Source organism: Nocardia fodinahabitans (assembly GCF_052983615.1).
Map to the genome: position 1 here is coordinate 3,650,176 of NZ_JBRJJC010000001.1, position 15,819 is coordinate 3,665,994.

Below are 15,819 nucleotides of genomic sequence, written 5' to 3' on the forward strand. Positions count from 1 at the left end.
CACGTGGAGGCGCACCGGCTGTTCTTCGCCGTGACCGGGGGTTAGCCGGCCGGGGCGGGTTCGGTGGCGACCGGCGGTTGCGCCGGTGCCGGGTCGACCGGGACGGACTGCGGTTCGGCCGGGACCTGCGGGGCGACCGGCTCGGTCGGCGCCGGGGTACCGGGGGCCGCGGGGACCGTCGAGGTCGGGGCGGTGGTGGCGGGCGCCTGCTCGGGCTTGGTGCCGTTCATGCCCTCCATCTCGGCCTTGTAGGTCTCGTTGTAGGTCTTCCAGAACGTGGTGACGATGCCGGTGAGCTCGTTGAGCACCAGCGATCCGTTCTGGAAATCCGTGCGCAGACCATCCGGCACGAGGTAGGCGCTGCCGGTCGGCAGACCGAGCACGCCCGAGTCGCCGCCCAGGCTGAGGTAGCGGTCCAGGATCGCCCCGACCACCTCGAAGACCGCGCCGTTCTCGCCCGAGAAGATGTAACCGTTGGCGAACTTCGCGTACTGGCGGCCCTGCGCGCCGGACAGCAGATCCGACTGCGGCGCGCCGAGCGGACCGTCGACGCCGCCACGGCTCACCCAGTGCCGGGCGATCTCGTTCGAGCCGGACAGGCCGAGCAGCTTGTCGACCAGCGCGCCCAGTTCGGCCATGTTGCCCTGCTCCTGCGGCGCGCGGGCCTGCTGGCTCGGCGGACGTTCCGGCGTCGCGGGGGAGGAGTAGGTGCCGCTGTTGCCCGCGGCGATGCTACGGATGCGGTCCATCAGCGCGTAGGCCGCGTCGCCGGGGCAGTCGGTGTTGCCGACATCGCGGTGCGCGAACACCGTCGGCAGGTCGACCGCCTCGTCCTGGGCGTACGGGGTGAACTCGGTGCCCTCGGAGTACATCGTGGTGTGGCCCTCGGGGTCGATCCCCGCGATCTTGGACCGCCAGCCGACGAACCTGCCGATCGCGTTGATCGACTCGTTGCTCGGCGTCTCGGTCTCGTAGTTGCCCATCAGCGCCACGCCTGCGGTGTTCTCGTTGAAACCGCCCGCGTGCGCGCCCTGCACCGCCCGGTCCAGGCCGCCGTAGCGACCCTCGAAGATCTGGCCGTACTGGTCGACCAGGGCGTTGTAGCCGATGTCGCACCAGCCGAGGGTCTCGGCGTGGTAGGCGTAGATCGCGCGGACGATGCCCGCCGACTCCGCGCGGCTGTAGTCGTTGCGACCGGCCGTGTGGTGCACGGTGATGCCGCCGACGCCGTCGTCGTAGGTGGGTTCCTCGCAGCGGATCGACTCGTCGGCACCCCACTGCGCGCGGGTGATGACCTTCGGGCCACCACCGGGCAGCGCGGCGGCGACGTCGGTGAGCCCGGCGTCGATCGCGGCCCGGCCGGGGTTGATCAGGATGGCCTTGAGCGCGGCCTCGGTGAGATGGGCCGGGTCGCCGTGGTCGGGGCCGGCGGCCGGCTTGCGGGTCACGAGCATCTGCACGGCGGTGGTCTCGCCGACGTAGATCGGCTCGGTGCCGGTCGGCGCGTCGGCGGGGGTCTGGTCGGTGGCCCTGGTGTCGACCGGATCGGCGTCGTACCAGGGGCCCCAGTTGCCGTCCAGCTGACGCGCCCGCAGCTTGGTGGTGGTGTTCACCAGGTCGCGCGCGGTGACCGCGACCATGCTGAACGGGGTGTCCTGGGTGAGCTCCTTGACCTGCGCGCCGACCTGGTCGATCAGGTCGGGCCCGACCGCGCCGGGGGACAGCGCGGGGGTCTCGGGGGTGGTGCCGGGTTCCAGATTGGCCGGATCGGCGATGAACTTCGTCCCGGCCGGGCGGTTCTGGGAGACCGGTGCGCCCGCCGGGGCAGTGGTCGCGGGTGCGGCCGGGGTCGTGGTCGCCGGTGCGGCAGGGGCTGGGGTCGCGGGTGCGGCCGGAGCAGCGGGGGCGATCGGGGCCGGAGCCGCCGAGGTCGTGGTGGTGGGCGCGGCGGGTGGGGCCGTCGGGACCGCGGTGCTCGGGACCGGCGGGCGCGCGGCGGCGCGTTGCCCTGCTGAGCGGGCGCGGGCGCGGCGGTCGTCGTGGTGGGCTGCGCCTTCGTCGGGATTGCCGGGAGCGGGATCTCGGTGGGTAGCGCCACGCCCGGCGGAACGGGCAATCCCGGCGGCACCGGAATCGAGGTCGGCAGCGGCAGCATCTGCAGATCCGCCAGATGCAGATCGGGCAGGTCGAGACCGGTCAGTTCGCGCAGCGGGACCGTGATGTCGGGGACGGCGGTCAGCGCGACCTCGGCCAGCTGGGTCGGGACCGCCGCGAGCTGGGATTCGTTGGTGCTGCGGTAGTCGGTCGAATCGCTCAGCGCGAACGCGCCGACGGGTGCGGCGACGGCGAGCGTGGTGACCACCGGGAGCACGTAGGAACGTTTCGGCTTTCGATATCGCACGTGCCTTCTCCAATCAGGGTCGAGCTCGTAAACCTTGGCGGCGTCGAGGCCATCACCGGCAAGTGATGCTTGCTTCCTCTTGTCTCACACACCACACTAGTTAACATACGTCACACATCTAAACCTCAACTTGAGGATTATGTGATTGCTCGAATGTAGCCTTCGGAACCCGCTCGGCGATGACGACATGCCGACGCGAGCTCCGCCGGTCGAATCGCGACACCGTGGGAGCGCAGTATGAGAGCGGACACCAAGATCAACCGCAGTACCCGCCGCGGCACCCGGCGCCGCGCCGTGCCGATGATCAAGACCGCCCCGCTGCCGGTGCTGGTCGGTGGCACCGCACTGGCGCTGACCGGGGCGTTCGGGCTGTGGCAGATCCTGCCCGGCCAGGTCACCCCGACCGTCGGCGCGGGCCACGGGCGCGGGATGAGCCAGGTCGGCGCGTTCGACAGTGCCAGGGAGGGCTGGTCCGCCGAGGAGATCCTCGGCCACTACTACCCGGGCGCCGAGCTCGGGCAGATCGGGCCGACCACCATCGGCGTCCGGCTGCAGGCGCAGGACGACGCCACCCTCGACACCTTCGCCGCCGCGGGCGCGCAGGTCGCCGGCCGGATGATCGGGCCGGGCGAGGCCGCTCACCTCACCCCGCTGCCGGACGGCGGCGCGAACGTCGTGGTGACCACCGGCTGCGACGGCGAAGTGCTGTGGCAGGCCGCGACCGACGATCCGTTCGTCTATCCGCTCGACCCGGGACCGGGCAGGCCCGCCGCCGAACACCTGACGCTGTGCGGCGGCACCGCCTATCGCGGCGCGCTCGGTGTCGCGCTGGAGGGCGGCGCGTACCGCACCGTCAACCAGGTCGACCTCGACGACTACCTCGCCGGTCTGCTGCCCGCCGAGATGCAGGCGAACTGGGCCGACCAGGGCGCGTTCGAAGCGCTGCGCGCGCAGGCGATCGCGGCCCGTTCCTACGCGCTCGCCGAGAGCCGCTACGACTACGCGCAGACCTGCGACACCACCGATTGCCAGGTGTATCCCGGGACGGTGAAAGAGGATTCGCGCACCACCGAGGCCGTCACGGCGACCGCGGGCACCGTGTTGCTGCGCGACGGCCTGATCCTGCGCACGGAGTACTCGGCCGCGCCCGACGGCGGTCGCCCGGCCGATATCGAGACCTTCGCCGTCGGCCCCGCGCCCGGCGACCTCGTCGAAACCGCGCCCGCGCCGACGGCGCCCACCGCCCCGACTCGCCCCGATCCGACCATCGAGGCGCTGGCCGGCGAGACCGCGATCGACACCGAGTACCGGCGGATCGGCGGTCCGGACAGCAACATCGGCGCGCCGATCGGGCCGGAGATGATGCTGCCGCAGCGGGCGGGTACGTACCGGCTGTACGCGAACGGTGTCATCGTGGCGACCAAGACGCTCGGCGCCCAGGTGGTCGACTTCTCGACGCTGTTGCAGCTGGTGCCGGACGTGGGGGATCAGCTGCCGCCGTCGGCGTCGGGTCAGCCGAAGGTGACGACGCCGGAGGGTACGGCGCCGACGGGTGTCGCGCCGGGCACGCAGGCGGCCGCGGGTGCGCCGACGCAGGCGGCCGCAGGTGGAGGGCCGGTAGCCGGTGTGTCGCCCGGGCAGGTGCACGGTCCGGCGAATCCCGCTGCCGGGCCGCAAGATCCGGCTACCACGCCGGGGATCTACGACGGCGAGTAGCGGCCCGGAATCAGTCGAGGGTGATGTCGTCCAGGCCGATGGCCAGGGTGCGCAGGAGCCCCGCGAGCTGTTCGCGGTCCTCGGCGCCGAGTGCCGCGAGCAGGCGCTGCTCGTTGTCCATGTGCAGGGGCAGGAGGCGGTCGACCAGCTCCCTGCCCTCGTCGGTGAGCTGGACGAAGACCGAGCGGCGGTCGTCGGCCGAGGGCACCCGCCGGACCAGATTCTTGGCCGCCAGCCGGTCGATGCGGTTGGTGATCGCGCCGGAGGTGACCATCGCGGCCCGGTTGAGCGAGCCCGCGGTCAGGCCGGTGTCGCCGCCGGAGCGGCGCAGCGTGGCGAGCACGTCGAACTCCCAGAATTCCAGGCCGTGACCGGCGAAGAAGCGCTTGAGGTCCTGTTCGAGGACACGCGAGAGCCGGGTGATCCGGCCGACGATCGCCATCGGTGACACGTCGACATCGGGTCGTTCGACCCCCCAGTGCTCGGTGATCAGATCGACGGCGTCCCGCATGCGTATCCCTCTCTATTGAAAATCTTAACGTTCATCTACTTGACGATGAGACATCCCGCCGGGTAGATATTTCAACATTGAGATTATCAATCAGGAGTGAACATGACGACGGCAACTCGCCCGACCGGCTACGCGGGCACCCTCGCGCTCACCGCTCTCACCCCGATCGTGTGGGGTTCCACCTACGCTGTCACCACCGAATTCCTGCCCCCGGATCGGCCGCTGTTCACCGCGCTGATGCGCGCGCTGCCCGCCGGTCTGGTCCTGCTGGCACTGACCGGAGTGCTGCCGCGCGGCAGCTGGCTCGGTCGCGCCGCGATCCTCGGCATCCTCAATATCGGCGCGTTCTTCCCGCTGCTGTTCCTGGCGGCCTACCGGCTGCCGGGCGGTGTCGTCGGGGTGCTCGGCGCGGTAGCGCCGATGTTCGCGCTCGGCTTCGCCGCGGTCCTGCTGTCCGAGGCGCCGACCCGGCGCAAGGTGATCGCCGGGCTGATCGGCGTCGTCGGCGTGTCGCTGGTGGTGCTGCGCGGCAATGCCGAGCTGGACACGATCGGAGTCATCGCCGGGCTGGCCGGTGCGGCATCGATGTCGGCGGGCACGGTGCTGACCAAGAAGTGGGGACGTCCCGAGGGTGTCGGTCCGCTCGCGATGACCGGCTGGCAGCTGACCGCGGGCGGCCTGTTCATCCTGCCGCTCGCCGTGCTGATCGAGGGCGCGCCGCCGGCCATGGACGCGCAGGCCGTCGGTGGCTACCTGTACCTCGGTGTCATCGGCACGGCGCTGGCCTACTGGTTGTGGTTCCGCGGGATCTCGCGGGTGCCGGCGACCTCGGTGGCCTTCCTCGGTCTGCTGAGCCCGATGTCGGCCGCGGTGATCGGCTGGATCGCCCTCGGTCAGGCGCTGACTCCGCTGCAGATCCTCGGCCTGGCCGTCGCGCTCGGCGGCACCGTGCTCGGTCAGATTCCGCCGAAGCCCGCGCCGGAATCGGTGGTGGCCGCGCCGACCGAGGCACCCGCGCGGGCCGGAGTCATCACCGAGGTCACGGTTCTTCCCGCGCCGCAACGGGTTCCGGTGGCCCACTGAGTCCAGCGCGAACCTCAGCCGCGCATCGCCTGCGTCAACTGGTCGAGGTCGAGATCGGGTTCTGACTTTCCGGGTTGACCTTGACGTAGCGTCAACTTGCAGACTGGCGACACCGACGAGAAAGGGGCAGGTCATGGCGGGTGAATGGGCCATCCAGGACCTCGCGAAAGCCGCGGGCACCACCAGCCGCACGCTGCGCCACTACGGGCAGCTCGGCCTGCTGGAACCGAGCCGGATCGGCGCCAACGGCTACCGCTACTACGACCAGAACTCCCTGATCCGCCTGCAGCGCATCCTGCTGCTGCGCGAACTCGGCCTCGGCCTTCCGGTGATCGCCGAGGTACTCGCCGGGGAACAGGACACCGCGGACGCACTGCGGACCCACCTGGAACTGCTTCGGCAGCAACAGGATCGGATCGCGCGCCAGATCGAGTCGGTGTCGACCACGTTGCACAAGACCGAAAGAGGTGAACCACTCATGGCCGCAGAGGTTTTCGACGGCTTCGACCACACCCAGTACAAGGACGAGGTCACCGAACGCTGGGGCAAGCAGGCCTACGAGAGCGGCGACCGCTGGTGGCGCTCGCTGAGCGACGCCGAGAAGAAGGCGTTCCAGCAGACCCAGCTCGACATCGCCGCCGACTTCGGCAAGGCCTACGGCGCGGGCCTGCCCGTCGAGGGCGAGACCGTCCAGGCGATCGTCGCCAGGCACCGCGCCTGGCTCGGCGTCGGCACCCAGAGCCGCCCCGTGACCGACGAATACCTGCTCGGTCTCGGCGAGATGTACGTCGCCGACCCGCGCTTCCGCGAGAACTACGACGTGCACGGCGACGGCACCGCCGCGTACATCCTCGAGGCCTTCCGCGCCTACGTCGCCGCCCGAACCGCCTGAGCGCGGTTTACCCGGCGCCCAGCCGGGAACTAGCAGAACAGCCGCGCCCGGACGCCACCCGCCCGGACGCGGCTTCCGGCGTCGGGTGGCTGCCCGGCGACCTGCGGGGACATGGACCCGGTACCTCGGTCGACGGGCTCGATCGGCTGTTGCGCCGTATAACTGACGGCGACGACGACTAGTAGCGGGGACAGTGGTGGATCAGGTGCGGCTGGAGGGGCCTTCGCGCGCGGTGACCGGGCTGGTGGCAGGGTGGCTCGGGGTGCTGGTCGGGGGTGCCGGGATCATCGTGGGCACGGCGACGGCGGTAATGCGGGCGTTCGGGCGGGAGATCGAGCTCGACTACGTGGGTGCGGGGATCGTCGGTGGGCTGGGGGTGGTGTATCTGCTGGGGGCGGTGCTGCTGTTGCGGCGGCGGATGCTCGGCAGGCGGATCCTGGTGGGGATGTCGGCAGCGATGAGCGGGGCGACGTTGCTGGTCGTGGTGCTCAACGGGGGCGGGCACGGGCCGCGGTTCGGGCCGCTGGACTGGTGGCTCGTGCTCAATGTGGTGATCCTGGTGCTCAGCGTGATCGAGCCGACGCGCCGGTGGACCATCACGCGGTAGCTCGGCAGGGGATAGGTTTTGATCATGGTCGTGCGGGAAACGAAGTCGACAGTCGGTGAGATGACGACGATCATCGCCGTGTCCTGCGCCGGACTGGCCGTCGTGGCGAATCTGCTCGGGGCGCTGATCCTGGTGCGCGCCTTCCTGGACGCTCCGGAACGTCTCGACGACTCGCTGACGCTGTTCGCCACCCTCGGCGCGCTCGGCGCGGCCTTCGCCTTCGGCTACGGGGGCATGCTGCTGGCGCGTCGCGACGAGACCGGCCGGTGGGTGCTGATCGTCGCAGGCGGCGCACAGATCGGGCTCGGTGTGCTGGGTCTGCTTGCCACGCTGGTGAATTACGACTCGGAGTACGGCATCCACTGGTTCGCCGAGGAGCCGGTCGTCCGTTCGATTCCGATCGGGTTCGGTGGGGTACCCGGTGCGGTGACGGCGATCGTGAACCACAGCTGGGCGGCCGCGCTGGCGGCCGTCGCGCTCGGCGCGCTGGTGCTGGTGCCCGCGGCGCTGCCGTGGACGGCGGCCTACGCTCGGACCGAGCGGGCGGTCGGTTCGGCCGTGTAGTTTTGGCAGGTCAGCGGCGCTACGCCGCTCTTTTGGAGGGGGACACCATGGGATACCCGTATGGTCCACAGCAGAGCCAAGACCCGTACGCGGGCGGCTACGCGCAACCCGGCTACGCGGCCGATCCCTACGCGCAGCAGGGCTACGCCGCGCAACCGTACGGGTACGGACAGCAGCCCTACGCCGCGCCCGGGTACGAATATGGTTACGGCGCACCGGCTTACGCCGCACCGCAGCGGGCGGGTGGCGGTACCGGAATCACCGCGGCCCTGCTCTCCCTGCTGATCTCGCTGTTCGCGCTGATCGGCCTCGGCGTGATCGCGGCCGCCGAGCTGAGCACCGAATCCATCGGGGCCGACGACGACGCCCGCGCCGGAACGATCGCCGGCCTCGCGATCGCCTCGGTCCCCGCCCTGCTGTGGCTGCTCGGCTCGATCCTGCTGTTCCGCCGCAAGACCGCGGGCCGGGTCATCCTGATCATCCTCTCCACGATCGGCCTGCTTATCAGCGCGATCTCGGTTGCGGTCTCGGCCGGCGAAGGCGCCCCGCCTGCCCTGGTCGCCGGCAGCGTCGTCGCCACCTGCATCCCTCTGCTCATCCTCGTCTGCGCCTCCGCCCCGTCCACGGGCCGCTGGATCCGCGCAGCTCGCCGGTCCGCGTACCCTGCCTACCCGTACTACTGACGCGCGCCCAGGGGGGACCACGCATGAGTTATCCGTCCGGCCACGTTCCGAACGAAGGAGTCGCCCAGCAGGTTTCGCCGCTCCCGGCACCACCGACCGTGCTGTACGGCCCTGATCACCAAGCTCCCGGCGCGGGGAATGGGGAGTGGTGGCTCTCGCCACGGGTTGACCCGTACCCCCTGCCGCAGGCGGTCCAGCCGTGGCCGGCACCGGGCGCGGAGGTCGAGCGCCGTCCCCGTCGGCCCGACGATTCCGGCGTGATGCTGCACCGGACGATGGGCACGCTGGCGTTGCTCCTCGCCGTCCTGTCGGCGATCGCCGCGATCAATGGATTCCTGTGGGCGGCGCAGCCCCATGCCGGGTCCGGGACGAGTGAGCAGATCTCGAACAAGGCCGGCGGCAACCTGATCTTCGTGCTGCTCTAGCACCCCGGGTACCCGCGTCCACCGCGGCGGGGCTTCGGCGTCGCACCCGGTTTCCCGCCTCCCGGACCGTTGCCTGTCGGACAGGGACAGGCGGGGACCGGGATATCCCTACCGGTAGGCCGGTGGCATCACCCCAGCTCAGGGGCAGGTCGGTGACTCCGCCGGGACAATCCGGCGTCTTCCGATACGCTGGGCACCCGTGACCGTCGCATCGTCCCCGGGTAACTCCGATAATTCTGCTTACGACCTGATCGTGGTCGGCTCCGGCTTCTTCGGCCTGACCGTCGCCGAGCGTGCCGCGAACCTGCTGGGCAAGCGGGTGCTGGTGATCGACCGCCGCTACCACCTCGGTGGCAACGCCTACTCCGAGCCGGAGCCCGAAACCGGCATCGAGATCCACAAGTACGGCGCGCATCTTTTCCACACCTCGAACAAGAAGGTCTGGGACTACGTCACCCAGTTCACCGAGTTCACCGGCTACCAGCACCGAGTCTTCGCGCTGCACAAGGGCCAGGCCTACCAGTTCCCGATGGGGCTCGGCCTGATCTCGCAGTTCTTCGGCCGCTATTTCACCCCCGAAGAGGCCAAGGCGCTGATCGCCGAGCAGGCCGCCGAGGTGTCGACCGCCGACGCGCAGAACCTCGAGGAGAAGGCGATCTCGCTGATCGGCCGCCCGCTCTACGAGGCGTTCGTGCGCGACTACACCGCCAAGCAGTGGCAGACCGACCCGAAGGAACTGCCCGCGGGCAACATCACCCGCCTGCCGGTGCGCTACACCTTCGACAACCGCTACTTCAACGACACCTACGAGGGCCTGCCCAAGGAGGGGTACACGAAGTGGCTGGAGAACATGGCCGCCTCCGAGCTCATCGAGGTGCGCCTGAACACCGACTGGTTCGACGTGCGTGACGAGCTCGTCGCGGCCAGCCCGGACGCGCCGATCGTCTACACCGGCCCGCTGGACCACTACTTCGACTACGCCGAGGGCGAGCTGGGCTGGCGCACGATCGACTTCGAGACCGAAGTCCTCGAGATCGGCGACTTCCAGGGCACCTCGGTGATGAACTACAACGACGCCGACGCGCCGTACACCCGCATCATCGAGCCGCGCCACTTCCACCCCGAGCGCGACTACCCGACCGACAAGACGGTCATCATGCGCGAGTTCTCCCGCTTCGCGCAGACCGGCGACGAGCCGTACTACCCGATCAACACCCCCGAGGACCGCGCCAAGCTGCTGGCCTACCGCGAGCTCGCCAAGAAGGAGACCGCCGAGAAGAAGGTGCTCTTCGGCGGCCGCCTCGGCACCTACCAGTACCTGGACATGCACATGGCGATCGGTTCGGCGCTGAGCATGTTCGAGAACGTGCTGCGGCCGCACCTGGAGTCCGGCTCGGCCCTGGTGGACCAGGCATGAGCGGTCAGGGCCCGGAGGGCGCAGCCCACGGATCGGCTCAGTCGGCCGACGGCCGCCCGTCGAGGGTGGCGGCGGGAGACGGGCGGGCCACGCAGGGCGCCCGAGCACGCCAGAAAGGACGCAGCGTGAGCGCGCAGCCGGTGCTCGATGACGTGACCACCGAGACGCGCGCCAAGGCGCTGTTGCAGCGGATCATCCTGCCGCGTCCGGGTGAGCCGCTCGACGTGCGGACCCTCTACCTGGAGGAATCCACCACCAACGCGCGCCGCGCGCACGCCACCAGCCGGACCGCGCTGTCGATCGGCGCCGAGTCCGAGGTGTCGTTCTGCACCTACTTCAACGCGCTGCCCGCCAGCTACTGGCGGCGCTGGAGCGTGCTGAACTCGGTGGTGCTGCGGCTGGAGCTGGCCGGGCACGGCCGCGTCGACGTGTACCGCTCGAAGGCGGACGGCTCGCGCATCCATGTGCAGGGCAAGGAGTTCGCCGTCGCGCAGGGCGCGGACTCGGTATTCGTGGAATTCGAGACCGATCTCGGCCCGTTCGAGGACGGCGGCTGGATCTGGTTCGACATCACCACCGACACGGCGGTGACGCTGCTGGCCGGCGGCTGGTACGCCCCGCAGGAGGCGCCCGGCACCGGCACCATCGCGGTCGGCATGCCCACCTTCAACCGGCCCACCGACCTGGTCAAGACGCTGGCCGCGCTGGGCTCGGATCCGCTGGTGCTGGGCAATGTCGCCGCGGTGATCGTGGCCGATCAGGGCAATCGCAAGGTCGTCGACGAGCCCGGCTTCACCGAGGCCGCCGCGACGCTGGGTGACCGGCTGAGCATCCACGACCAGCCGAACCTCGGCGGATCCGGCGGGTACAGCCGCGTCATGTACGAGGCGCTGAAGACCGACGCCGAGTTCATCGTCTACATGGACGACGACATCGAGATCGAGCCGGACTCGATCCTGCGCGCGCTCGCGTTCTCGCGCTTCGCTAAGTCACCGCTGCTGGTCGGTGGGCAGATGCTGAACCTGCAGGAGCGGTCGCACCTGCACAGCATGGGCGAGGTCGTCGATCGCGGGATCTTCATGTGGTCTTCGGCGCCGAACGTCGAGTACGACCACGACTTCTCGAAGTACCCGCTCAAGGACCGCGACAACTCCAAGCTGCTGCACCGGCGCATCGACGTCGACTTCAACGGCTGGTGGACCTGCGTGATCCCGCGCCAGGTGGCCGAGCAGATCGGTCAGCCGCTGCCGCTGTTCCTGAAGTGGGACGACGTCGAATACGGCCTGCGCGCGCGCGAAGCCGGCTACCCGACCATCACCCTGCCGGGTGCGGCCGTGTGGCACATGGCCTGGTCCGACAAGGACGACGCGATCGACTGGCAGGCGTACTTCCACCTGCGCAACCGCCTGGTCGTGGCCTCGCTGCACCTGCCCGGCGACGGCAAGCCGATGATCGTCAACACGGTCAAGGCCACCCTCAAGCACCTGCTGTGCCTGGAGTACTCGACGGTCGCCATCCAGAACGAGGCGATCCGCGACTTCCTGGCCGGTCCGGAGGGCCTGTTCGATCTGCTGCCGAGCGCGCTGGGCAAGATCCACGCGATGCGCAAGGAGTACCCGGACGCCGTGGTCCTGCCCTCCTCGACCGAACTGCCGCTGGCCAACCGGCACGGCGTCGGCGCGGTCGGCGAGCCGGGCAACCCGATCGCCAAGGTCGCGCGCCTGGCCAAGGGCGTGGTGCACAACTTCCGCAAGGCCGACCCGGCCGCGTACGAGACCCCGCAGCTGAACGTGCCGACGCTGGACGCGCGCTGGTTCCTGCTGTCGCAGGTCGACGGCGTCACCGTGACGACCGCCGACGGACGCGGCGTCGTCTACCGCAAGCGTGACCCGCGCAAGGCCGCCGAGCTGCTCAAGGAAGCGATGCGGCTGCGTAAGGAGCTCACTGCCAGATTCCCGGAGATGCAGCAGCGCTACCGGGCCGCGCACGCCGAGCTGACCAGCACGGCGGCGTGGGAGAAGACCTTCGGCCTGAACGGAACCGAGAAGTGAACGCGATCAACCCGGAACTGCCCGAGCTGGAGCTGGCCGAGGAAGGCTGCTGCGGCGAGTGCGCCTGCGGCGACGGCGAGTACGTGGAGGTGCCGCTCGAGGTCGGCATCATCAATGTCGTGCAGACCACCATCGGCACCAACCCGGCCGTGGTCTCGGCCGCGCGCGGGATGTCGCACTTCGGTGAGCACGCGCTGGGCTGGGTCGGCATCGCCGCCGCGGGCTGGCTGGTCGACAAGCCGCGGCGCAGGCAGTGGGCCGGGGTCGCGGTCGGCGCGGTCGGCGCGCACGCCGCCTCGATCGTGATCAAGCGGATCGTCCGGCGCCCGCGCCCGAACGACCCGACGGTGCAGGTCAACGTGTCGACGCCGAGCAAGCTGAGCTTCCCGTCCTCGCACGCCACGTCCACCACGGCGGCTGCGGTGTTGCTCGGCAGGCTGACCGGGCTACCCTTGCCAGCGGTGCTCGTGCCGCCGATGCTCCTTTCCCGGGTCGTGCTCGGGGTGCATTACCCTTCCGACGTGCTCGCCGGTTCCGCATTGGGGGCCGCGTCGGCAGCCGCCGTGCTAGCCGCCGAAAAGAGACTCCGACAGTGACCGCAACCGAAAGAACCTTGGCTGAGATGAGCGAAGAACCGTCCGCCGCCGTCCTCGACGAGGGCGTGGTGAAGGGCCCGCCGAAGACCCTGGTCGGCGGAGTCATCAAGGCCATGCGCCCGCGTCAGTGGGTCAAGAACGTGCTCGTGCTCGCCGCGCCGCTGGCCGTCGGGCCCGAGGCGATCAGCGACGCGGGCGTGCTCGTGCACGTCGCGATCGCCTTCGTGGTGTTCTGCATGGCGGCCTCGGGCATCTACCTGGTCAACGACTCGCTCGACGTCGAGGCCGACCGGGCGCATCCGACCAAGCGGTTCCGCCCGATCGCGGCGGGCGTCGTCCCGGTCAACCTGGCGTACGCGCTGGCCGCGCTGCTGCTGATCGGTTCGATCGCCGGTTCGTTCCTGGCGTCCTGGCATCTGGCCGTGGTGATGGCCATCTACATCGCCATCCAGCTGGCCTACTGCCTCGGCCTCAAGCACCAGGCCGTGCTCGACATCTGCATCGTGTCGTCTGGCTTCCTGCTGCGCGCCGTCGCCGGTGGCGCGGCCGCGGGCATCGCGCTGTCGCAGTGGTTCCTGCTGATCATGGCGTTCGGTTCGCTGTTCATGGCGGCGGGCAAGCGCTACGCGGAACTGCAGATCGCGCTGGAGACCGGTGCGAAGATCCGCAAGTCGCTGCAGTACTACACGCCGACCTACCTGCGCTTCATCTGGACCCTCGCGGCCACCGCCGTCGTGGTGTTCTACGGCCTCTGGGCGTTCCAGCAGGACTCGGCTCGAGACACCCAGTGGTACTCGATCTCCATGATCCCGTTTACCATCGCAATCCTGCGTTACGCGGTCGACGTCGACGGTGGCGAGGCCGGTGAACCCGAAGAGATCGCGCTGGGGGACCGCATCCTGCAGTTCCTCGCTATTGCCTGGATCGGAGCGGTAGGTGTCGCTGTCTATCTCACCTGACGAGATCGTGGTAGCGGAGCAGGAATCAACCGAATACGAGCGGCTACGCGACGACGAGCAGTCGGCGCGTCCGACCGCGCGTTTCGCGACCCTGTCCCGCGCCACCTTCGTCGGTGGGGTGGTGTTCACCGTCGTCGTGTTCGCGGTGGGCGCCTGGCAGCGGCGCTGGATCGCCGATGACGGCCTTATCGTGCTGCGGACGGTGCGCAACCTGCTCGCGGGCAACGGCCCCGTCTTCAACATGGACGAGCGGGTCGAAGCCAACACCAGTACCGCGTGGACCTACCTGGTCTGGTTCTTCAGCTGGCTGACCCAGGCGCGGCTCGAGTACGTGGTGCTCGGCGTCGCGCTGGCGGTCTCGCTGCTGGCGATCGTGTTCGCCATGCTGGGCACCGCCCGGCTGTGGGGCGGGACGAGCGGTCAGCTGCTCATCCCGGCCGGTGTGCTCGTCTACATCGCGCTGCCGCCCGCCCGTGACTACGCCACCTCCGGGCTGGAGAGCGGCCTGGTGATCTGCTGGGTCGGGCTGCTGTGGTGGCTGATGATCCGCTGGAGCCAGGCCGCCGTGGTGCGGGTGCCGAGTCTGCTCGGGCTCGTCTTCCTGGCCGGCCTCGCGCCGCTGATCCGGCCGGAGGCCACGCTGATCGGCGTGCTCGCCCTCGGCATGATCTTCCTGACCCCGATGCCGAGGTTCCGGTACGGCCCGATCGCGCTGCGCGCGCTGATCGTCTTCGTCGCCGGGATCGTGCCGGTGGCCTACCAGATCTGGCGGATGGGCTACTACGGCCTGCCCTACCCGAACACCGCGGTCGCCAAGGACGCGGGCGGGGCCAAGTGGGGCCAGGGCATGAAGTACCTGTGGGACCTGGTCGGCCCGTACTACCTGTGGATTCCGCTGCTCGTGCTGCTGATCGCCGGTGTGGTCACCGCGGTGGCGCGCGGGGTCGAGGTGCGGCCGCAGTGGTCGGTGTCGGCGCTCCGGACGTGGCTGCGCTCGCCGAGCGCGGTCGTCACGCTGATGCTGGGCAGCGGCCTGCTGCTCACCGTCTACGCGATCCGCGTCGGCGGCGACTTCATGCACGGCCGGATGCTGCTGACCCAGTTGTTCCTGCTGCTGTTGCCGGTGGCGGTCGTGCCGATCCGGCTGCGGGCGTTCAACCCCCGTGACTGGTCGATGGTGGTCGTGCTGGCCGCGCTACTCGGTACCGCGGGCTGGTCGCTGTACGCGGCGAGCACCACCGCGATCAAGACCGGCACCAAGATCAGTTCCTCGGGCATCGTCGACGAGCGCGTGTACTACGTGCTCAACACCGGCAAGGACCATCCGATCCTGGCCGAGGACTACCTCGACTACCCGCGCATGCGGGCGATGGTCAACGACATCGCCGCCAACCCCAACGGCGGCCTGCTGCTGAACTCGCCGTCGTTCACGTTCTGGTACCTGGACCCGCCGCCGCAGCCGATCCCCGAGGGCGGCGCCGGGCACACGGTCTACTTCCTGAACCTGGGCATGACGAGCATGAACGTGCCGCTGAGCGTGCGCGTCATCGATCCGATGGGCCTGGCCTACCCGCTGGCCGCGCATTCGGACCGGCTCGCCGACGGCCGCATCGGGCACGACAAGAGCCTGTACCCGGACTGGGTGGTCGTCGACTCGGGCATGGTCGACATCCATCCGTGGATGCCCTGGTACATGGACGAGGAGTGGGTGACCCAGGCGCGCGCGGCGATGTCGTGCCCGGAAACGCAGGCGCTGTTGATCTCCACCCGCGACCCGCTCACCTTCGACCGGTTCAAGCACAACCTGCGCAATGCGCTGAGTTTCGCGAAGTACCGGATCGATCGGGTGCCCAAGTACGAGATCCAGCGATGCGGTCTGGTGGATCCATTTCCCGAGCCGCCTCGCTGAAACGT

General features: G+C 69.7%; 15 protein-coding genes. 12 read left to right on the forward strand and 3 right to left on the reverse strand.

Annotation, left to right across the window (positions count from 1 at the left end; translation table 11 throughout):
- Positions 1–41 precede the first annotated feature (41 nt).
- Positions 42–1,775, reverse strand: a complete 1,734-nt coding sequence (locus NV348_RS16945) for an N-acetylmuramoyl-L-alanine amidase (protein ID WP_495885081.1) — start codon at positions 1,773–1,775, stop codon at positions 42–44.
- Positions 1,694–2,401, reverse strand: a complete 708-nt coding sequence (locus NV348_RS16950; protein WP_447147748.1) for a hypothetical protein — start codon at positions 2,399–2,401, stop codon at positions 1,694–1,696. Before NV348_RS16950 ends, NV348_RS16945 begins: the two co-directional genes overlap by 82 nt.
- Positions 2,402–2,638: 237 nt before the next feature.
- On the opposite strand from NV348_RS16950, the gene NV348_RS16955 reads away from it, so the two are divergent.
- The gene (locus tag NV348_RS16955) at positions 2,639–4,117 is read left to right on the forward strand and encodes a SpoIID/LytB domain-containing protein (RefSeq protein WP_447147749.1); all 1,479 of its coding nucleotides are present in this window, start codon (positions 2,639–2,641) and stop codon (positions 4,115–4,117) included.
- A 10-nt stretch (positions 4,118–4,127) separates the two neighbouring features.
- Here NV348_RS16955 and NV348_RS16960 read toward each other — a convergent pair whose 3' ends face one another.
- Entirely contained in the window at positions 4,128–4,628 is a 501-nt protein-coding gene (locus NV348_RS16960; protein ID WP_447147750.1) for a MarR family winged helix-turn-helix transcriptional regulator, read from the reverse strand.
- A gap of 102 nt (positions 4,629–4,730) precedes the next feature.
- Here NV348_RS16960 and NV348_RS16965 point away from each other — a divergent pair, with 102 nt between their 5' ends.
- The 11 genes from NV348_RS16965 to NV348_RS17015 all read left to right on the forward strand — a co-directional run bounded on the left by NV348_RS16965 (position 4,731) and on the right by NV348_RS17015 (position 15,814).
- Positions 4,731–5,711 (forward strand): EamA family transporter, encoded by a 981-nt coding sequence (locus NV348_RS16965; RefSeq protein WP_447147751.1) that lies wholly within the window; start codon positions 4,731–4,733, stop codon positions 5,709–5,711.
- 133 nt (positions 5,712–5,844) lie between these two features.
- Entirely contained in the window at positions 5,845–6,603 is a 759-nt protein-coding gene (locus tag NV348_RS16970; RefSeq protein WP_447147752.1) for a MerR family transcriptional regulator, read from the forward strand.
- A 196-nt stretch (positions 6,604–6,799) separates the two neighbouring features.
- A complete protein-coding gene (locus NV348_RS16975) occupies positions 6,800–7,210 on the forward strand; it encodes a hypothetical protein (protein WP_447147753.1) in 411 nt (136 codons plus the stop codon).
- 60 nt (positions 7,211–7,270) lie between these two features.
- A complete protein-coding gene (locus NV348_RS16980) occupies positions 7,271–7,774 on the forward strand; it encodes a hypothetical protein (RefSeq protein ID WP_447147754.1) in 504 nt (167 codons plus the stop codon).
- 47 nt (positions 7,775–7,821) lie between these two features.
- Positions 7,822–8,457, forward strand: a complete 636-nt coding sequence (locus NV348_RS16985) for a hypothetical protein (RefSeq protein WP_447147755.1) — start codon at positions 7,822–7,824, stop codon at positions 8,455–8,457.
- Positions 8,458–8,480: 23 nt separating this feature from the next.
- A complete protein-coding gene (locus NV348_RS16990) occupies positions 8,481–8,882 on the forward strand; it encodes a hypothetical protein (RefSeq protein WP_447147756.1) in 402 nt (133 codons plus the stop codon).
- 199 nt (positions 8,883–9,081) lie between these two features.
- A complete protein-coding gene (glf, locus tag NV348_RS16995; RefSeq protein ID WP_447147757.1) occupies positions 9,082–10,299 on the forward strand; it encodes a UDP-galactopyranose mutase in 1,218 nt (405 codons plus the stop codon).
- A 125-nt stretch (positions 10,300–10,424) separates the two neighbouring features.
- On the forward strand, positions 10,425–12,350 hold the full coding sequence (locus NV348_RS17000) for a glycosyltransferase (protein WP_447147758.1): 1,926 nt from the start codon (positions 10,425–10,427) through the stop codon (positions 12,348–12,350).
- An 83-nt stretch (positions 12,351–12,433) separates the two neighbouring features.
- Positions 12,434–12,946, forward strand: a complete 513-nt coding sequence (locus NV348_RS17005) for a phosphatase PAP2 family protein (RefSeq protein WP_218721334.1) — start codon at positions 12,434–12,436, stop codon at positions 12,944–12,946.
- 26 nt (positions 12,947–12,972) lie between these two features.
- On the forward strand, positions 12,973–13,905 hold the full coding sequence (locus NV348_RS17010; protein ID WP_447147759.1) for a decaprenyl-phosphate phosphoribosyltransferase: 933 nt from the start codon (positions 12,973–12,975) through the stop codon (positions 13,903–13,905).
- A complete protein-coding gene (locus NV348_RS17015) occupies positions 13,883–15,814 on the forward strand; it encodes an arabinofuranosyltransferase AftB family protein (protein ID WP_447147760.1) in 1,932 nt (643 codons plus the stop codon). Before NV348_RS17010 ends, NV348_RS17015 begins: the two co-directional genes overlap by 23 nt.
- The last annotated feature ends 5 nt before the right edge of the window (positions 15,815–15,819 follow it).